Annotated in this window: 1 protein-coding gene; it reads left to right on the forward strand. The window is 61.7% G+C overall.

Features of this window, described 5'->3' with window-relative positions; genetic code table 11:
- The coding region (locus AC3WL2_RS25720; protein WP_492574040.1) for an immunoglobulin-like domain-containing protein at positions 1-7,199 on the forward strand (7,199 nt) is incomplete at both ends.

A 7,199-nucleotide genomic window follows, 5' to 3' on the forward strand; every position in this document is an offset into this window, starting at 1 on the left:
GGCGATACCCTGACTGTCGGCATCACCGATGCTGCCGTTGACGGCAAGTCCTTCGAGAACCTGGAACTGGGCGGCAATGCCTCGGTGCAGATCACCGACACCATCAGCGAAGTCGTCGCGACCCTGACCGCCGACAAGACCACTGTGTCGGAAGGTGGCCAGATCACTTACACCGTCACCCTGACCAATGCCCAGGGTCTGCCGGTTAATGGCCACAACGGCCTGACCTTCACCCTGACCGATGGCACCAAAGTCACCGTTCCGGCCAGCAGCGCCAGCGGTACCTTCACCATCACGGCTGCGGATGACGTGTTCGTCGGCGGCCAGCCTTCTATCGCCAACAAGATCGAGTCGGTCGCCGGTGGCGACAACTTCGAGAAGCTGACCCTCGGCGACAACTCGGTTACTACAACCGTGACCGATGAGCCGGGTACTGGTACCCCAGGCACCGACAACCAGGGCGACAAGGTCACCGTCACCATCGTCGGCAAAGGCGATGTCACCGAAGACCAGCAGCCAGCCTTCACCGTCAAGGTCAGCCAGAAACTGGACCACGACCTGACCGTGACCCTGTCGAACGGCGACCAAGTCGTCATTCCAGCCGGTCAGACCGAAGCCGAGTACAAAGCCAAAGCCCAGGGTGATGACGTCTTCAAGGACGGCGACACCCTGACCGTCGGCATCGCCGATGCCGCCGTCGATGGCAAGGCCTTCGAGAACCTGGAACTGGGTGGCAACGCCTCGGTACAGATCACCGACACCATCAGCGAAGTCGTCGCGACCCTGACCGCCGACAAGACCACCGTCACCGAAGGTGGCCAGATCACTTACACCGTGACGCTGACCAACGCTCAGGGGCTGCCGGTCAACGGCCACAATGGCCTGACCTTCACCCTGACCGATGGCACCAAGGTCACTATTCCTGCGGGTAGTGCCAGCGGCACCTTCACCATCACCGCTCCGGACGACGTGTTCGTCGGCGGCCAGCCTTCTATCGTGAACAAGATCGAATCGGTCGCCGGTGGCGACAACTTCGAGAAACTGACCCTCGGCGACAACTCGGTCACCACCACCGTGACTGACGAGCCAGGTACCGGCACCCCAGGCACCGATAACCAAGGCGACAAGGTCACCGTCACCATCGTCGGCAAAGGCGATGTCACCGAAGACCAGCAGCCAGCCTTCACCGTCAAGGTCAGCCAGAAGCTCGACCACGACCTGACTGTCACTCTGTCCAATGGCGACAAGGTGGTGATCCCTGCTGGCCAGACCGAAGCCGAGTACAAGGCCAAAGCCCAAGGTGATGACGTCTTCAAGGACGGCGATACCTTGACCGTCGGCATCACCGATGCTGCCGTTGACGGCAAAGCTTTCGAAAATCTGGAGCTGGGCGGTAACGCTTCCGTCCAGATCACCGACACCATCAGTGAGGTCGTCGCAACCCTGACTGCGGACAAGACCACCGTCAACGAAGGTGGCCAGATCACCTACACCGTGACCCTGACCAATGCCCAAGGTCTGCCGGTCAACGGCCACAACGGCCTGACCTTCACCCTGACCGATGGCACCAAGGTCACCGTTCCTGCCGGCAGTGCCAGCGGTACCTTCACCATCACCGCTCCTGACGACGTATTCGTCGGCGGCCAGCCGAGCATCGTCAACAAGATCGAATCGGTTGCCGGTGGCGACAACTTCGAGAAGCTGACCCTGGGTCAGGACGAAGTGAAGACCTCCGTCACAGACGAGCCAGGCACCGGCACTCCAGGCACCGACAACCAGGGCGACAAGGTCACCGTCACCATCGTCGGCAAAGGCGATGTCACCGAAGACCAGCAACCGGCCTTCACCGTCAAGGTCAGCCAGAAGCTCGACCATGACCTCACCGTAACCCTGTCCAACGGCGACAAGGTGGTGATCCCAGCAGGCCAGACCGAAGCCGAATACAAGGCCAAGGCCCAGGGCGACGACGTCTTCAAAGACGGCGATACCCTGACTGTCGGCATCACCGATGCTGCCGTTGACGGCAAGTCCTTCGAGAACCTGGAACTGGGTGGCAACGCCTCGGTACAGATCACCGACACCATCAGCGAAGTCGTCGCGACCCTGACCGCCGACAAAACCACCGTCACCGAAGGTGGCCAGATCACTTACACCGTGACCCTGACCAATGCCCAGGGTCTGCCGGTCAACGGCCACAATGGCCTGACCTTCACTTTGACCGATGGCACCAAGGTCACTATTCCTGCGGGTAGTGCCAGCGGCACCTTCACCATCACCGCGCCGGACGACGTGTTTGTCGGCGGTCAGCCTTCGATCGTCAACAAGCTCGAAAGCGTCAGCGGCGCGGATAGCTTCGAGAAGCTCACGCTCGGCAAGGACACCCTCACCACGACCGTGACCGATGAGCCCGGTACTGGCACGCCCGGCACTGGCAACGAAGGCGACAAGGTTTCCGTGACCATAGTTGGCAACGGCGCAATCACCGAAGATCAGCAGCCGTCGTTCACCGTCAAGGTCAGCCAGAAACTCGGTCAGGACCTGACCGTAACCCTGAGCAACGGCGATAAAGTGGTGATCCCAGCGGGTCAAACCCAGGTCGAGTACAAGGCTACCGCCCAAGGCGATGACGTCTTCAAGGATGGCGACACCCTGACCGTAGGGATTTCCGACGCCTCGGTCACCGGCAAGACCTTCGAGAACCTCGAGCTCGGCGGCAACGCCAGCGTTCAGATCAACGACACCGTCAGCGAAGTCGTCGCGACCCTGACCGCCGACAAAACCACCGTCACCGAAGGTGGCCAGATCACCTACACCGTGACCCTGACCAACGCCCAGGGCCTGTCGGTCACCGGCCATAACGGCCTGACCTTCACCCTGACCGATGGCACCAAGGTCACCGTTCCTGCCGGCAGTGCCAGCGGTACCTTCACCATCACCGCTGCGGACGACGTATTCGTCGGCGGCCAGCCGAGCATCGTCAACAAGATCGAATCGGTTGCCGGTGGCGACAACTTCGAGAAATTGACTCTGGGTGACAACACAGTCACCACGACCGTGACCGACGAGCCAGGTACTGGTACCCCAGGCACCGACAACCAGGGCGACAAGGTCACCGTCACCATCGTCGGCAAAGGCGATGTCACCGAAGACCAGCAGCCCGCCTTCACCGTCAAGGTCAGCCAGAAGCTCGACCACGACCTGACCGTGACCCTGTCGAACGGCGACAAAGTCGTCATTCCAGCCGGCCAGACTGAAGCCGAGTACAAAGCCAAAGCCCAGGGCGACGACGTCTTCAAAGACGGCGACACCCTGACTGTCGGCATCACCGATGCTGCCGTTGACGGCAAGGCCTTCGAGAACCTGGAACTGGGTGGCAACGCCTCGGTACAGATCACCGACACCATCAGCGAAGTCGTCGCGACCCTGACCGCCGACAAGACCACCGTCACCGAAGGCGGCCAGATCACTTACACCGTGACGCTGACCAACGCCCAGGGGCTGCCGGTCAACGGCCACAATGGCCTGACCTTCACTTTGACCGATGGCACCAAGGTCACTATTCCTGCGGGTAGTGCCAGCGGCACCTTCACCATTACCGCGCCGGACGACGTGTTCGTTGGTGGTCAACCGACCATCACCAACAAGCTGGAAGGCGTCACCGGTGCCGACAACTTCGAAAAACTGACCCTGGGTCAGGACGAAGTGAAGACCTCCGTCACAGACGAGCCAGGCACCGGCACGCCAGGCACCGACAACCAGGGCGACAAGGTCACCGTCACCATCGTCGGCAAGGGCGATGTCACCGAAGACCAGCAGCCGGCCTTCACCGTCAAGGTCAGCCAGAAACTGGACCATGACCTGACCGTAACCCTGTCGAACGGCGACAAAGTCGTCATTCCAGCCGGCCAGACCGAAACCGAGTACAAAGCCAAAGCCCAGGGCGACGACGTCTTCAAAGACGGCGACACCCTGACCGTCGGCATCGCCGATGCCGCCGTCGATGGCAAGGCCTTCGAGAACCTGGAGCTGGGTGGCAACGCCTCGGTGCAGATCACCGACACCGTCAGTGAAGTCGTCGCGACCCTGACCGCCGACAAGACCACCGTCACCGAAGGCGGCCAGATCACCTATACCGTGACCCTGACCAATGCCCAGGGCCTGTCGGTCACCGGCCATAACGGCCTGACCTTCACCCTGACCGATGGCACCAAGGTCACCGTTCCGGCCGGCAGCGCCAGCGGTACCTTCACCATCACCGCCCCGAGCGACGTATTCGTCGGCGGCCAGCCCTCGATCGTGAACAAGCTCGAAGGTGTCAGCGGCGCGGACAACTTCGAGAAGCTGACGCTCGGCAAGGAGACACTCACCACTACCGTCACTGATGATCCGGATACCGGCAACAACGTATCTGTCACCATCGTCAGCAACGGCGATGTCACCGAAGACCTGCAGCCGTCCTTTACCGTCAAGGTCAACCAGAAGCTGGACCAGGATCTCACCGTCACCCTGAGCAATGGTGCCAAGGTGGTGATTCCGGCTGGCCAGACCCAGGTCGAGTACAAGGCGGATGCCCAGGGTGATGACGTCTTCAAGGATGGCAGTTCGCTGACCGTCGGCATCACTGATGCAGTCGTTGATGGCAAGACCTTCGAGAACCTGCAGTTGGGTGGCGATGCCACCGTGCAGATTACCGATACAGTCAGCGAAGTCGTCGCGACCCTGACCGCCGACAAGACTACCGTCAGCGAAGGCGGCCCAATCACCTACACCGTCACCCTGACCAACGCCCAGGGCCTGTCGGTCACCGGCCACAATGGCCTGACCTTCACCCTGACCGACGGCACCAAGGTCACCGTGCCAGCGGGCAGCGCCACCGGCACCATCACCATCAATGCGCCGGACGACGTGTTTGTCGGCGGTCAGCCTTCGATCGTCAACAAGCTGGAAGGCGTGACCGGTGCGGACAACTTCGAGAAGCTGACGCTCGGCAAGGACACCCTCACCACGACCGTCACCGATGAGCCAGGTACTGGCACTCCGGGCACTGACAACGAAGGCGACAAGGTTTCCGTGACCATCGTTGGCAACGGCGCGGTCACCGAAGACCAGCAGCCAAGCTTCACCGTCAAGGTCAGCCAGAAACTCGGTCAGGACCTGACCGTAACCCTGAGCAACGGCGATAAAGTCATCATCCCGGCCGGCCAGACCCAGGTCGAGTACAAGGCCACCGCCCAGGGCGATGACGTCTTCAAAGACGGCGATACCCTGACCGTTGGTATCACCGATGCCGCCGTTGACGGCAAATCCTTCGAGAACCTGGAGCTGGGTGGCAATGCCAGCGTCGAGATCAACGACACCATCAGCGAAGTCGTCGCGACCCTGACCGCCGACAAGACTACCGTCAGCGAAGGTGGCCAAGTCACCTACACCGTGACCCTGACCAACGCCCAGGGCCTGCCGGTCAATGGCCACAATGGCCTGACCTTTACCCTGACCGATGGCACCAAAGTCACCGTTCCAGCCGGCAGCGCCAGCGGTACCTTCACCATTACCGCACCGGATGACGTGTTCGTCGGCGGTCAGCCTTCGATCGTCAACAAGCTCGAAAGCGTCAGCGGCGCGGACAACTTCGAGAAGCTGACGCTCGGCAAGGACACCCTCACCACAACCGTCACCGATGAGCCAGGCACTGGCACTCCGGGCACGGGCAACGAAGGCGACAAGGTTTCCGTCACCATCGTTGGCAACGGTGCGGTCACCGAAGACCAGCAGCCGTCGTTCACCGTCAAGGTCAGCCAGAAGCTCGGTCAGGACCTGACCGTGACCTTGTCCAACGGCGACAAGGTAGTGATCCCGGCCGGCCAGACCCAGGTCGAGTACAAGGCCACCGCCCAGGGCGATGACGTCTTCAAGGACGGCGACACCCTGACCGTGGGCATTTCCGATGCGTCGGTCACCGGCAAGACCTTCGAAAACCTTGAGCTCGGCGGCAACGCCAGCGTCGAGATCAACGACACCGTCAGCGAAGTTGTCGCGACCCTGACCGCCGACAAGACCACCGTGACCGAAGGCGGCCAGATCACCTACACCGTGACCCTGACCAATGCCCAGGGCCTGTCGGTCACCGGCCACAACGGCCTGACCTTCACCCTGAGCGACGGTACCAAGGTCACCGTCCCGGCGGGTAGCGCCACCGGCACTGCCATCATCACCGCCCCTGATGATGTCTTCGTCGGCGGCCAGGCGACCATCAGCAACAAGCTGACAACGGTCAGCGGTGCTGACAACTTCGAGAAACTAACCCTGGGCCAGGGCGAAGTACAGACCGCGGTCACCGACGAGCCAGGCACCGGCACCCCGGGCACTGGCAACGAAGGCGACAAGGTCTCCGTCACCATCGTCGGCAACGGCGCTGTAACCGAAGACCAGCAGCCCAGCTTCACCGTCAAGGTCAGCCAGAAGCTCGGTTACGACCTGACCGTCACCCTGAGCAATGGTGACAAGGTGGTGATCCCAGCGGGCCAGACCCAGACCGAGTACAAGGCCACCGCCCAGGGCGATGACGTCTTCAAGGATGGCGATTCGCTGACCGTCGGCATCGACGACGCCAGCGTCCCGGGGCATACCTTCGAGAACCTGGAGCTCGGCGGCAATGCCACCGTACAGATCAACGACACCATCAGCGAGGTGGTCGCAACCCTCTCTGCCGACAAGACCACTGTCAGCGAAGGCGGCCAGGTCACCTACACCGTGACCCTGACCAATGCCCAGGGGCTGTCGGTTACCGGTCATAACGGCCTGACCTTCACCCTGACCGACGGCACCAAGGTCACCGTACCTGCGGGCAGCGCTACCGGCACCATCACCATCAATGCGCCGGACGACGTGTTCGTTGGCGGTCAGCCTTCGATCGTCAACAAGCTCGAAAGCGTCAGCGGCGCGGACAACTTCGAGAAGCTCACGCTCGGCAAGGACACCCTCACCACGACCGTCACCGATGAGCCAGGCACTGGCACTCCGGGCACTGGCAACGAAGGCGACAAGGTTTCGGTGACCATCGTTGGCAACGGTGCTGTAACCGAAGACCAGCAGCCAAGCTTCACCGTCAAGGTCAGCCAGAAACTCGGTCAGGACCTGACCGTAACCCTGAGCAACGGCGATAAAGTCGTCATCCCGGCCGGCCAGACTCAGGTCGAGTA

The sequence above is a fragment of the Pseudomonas sp. FW305-96 genome (assembly GCF_058783825.1).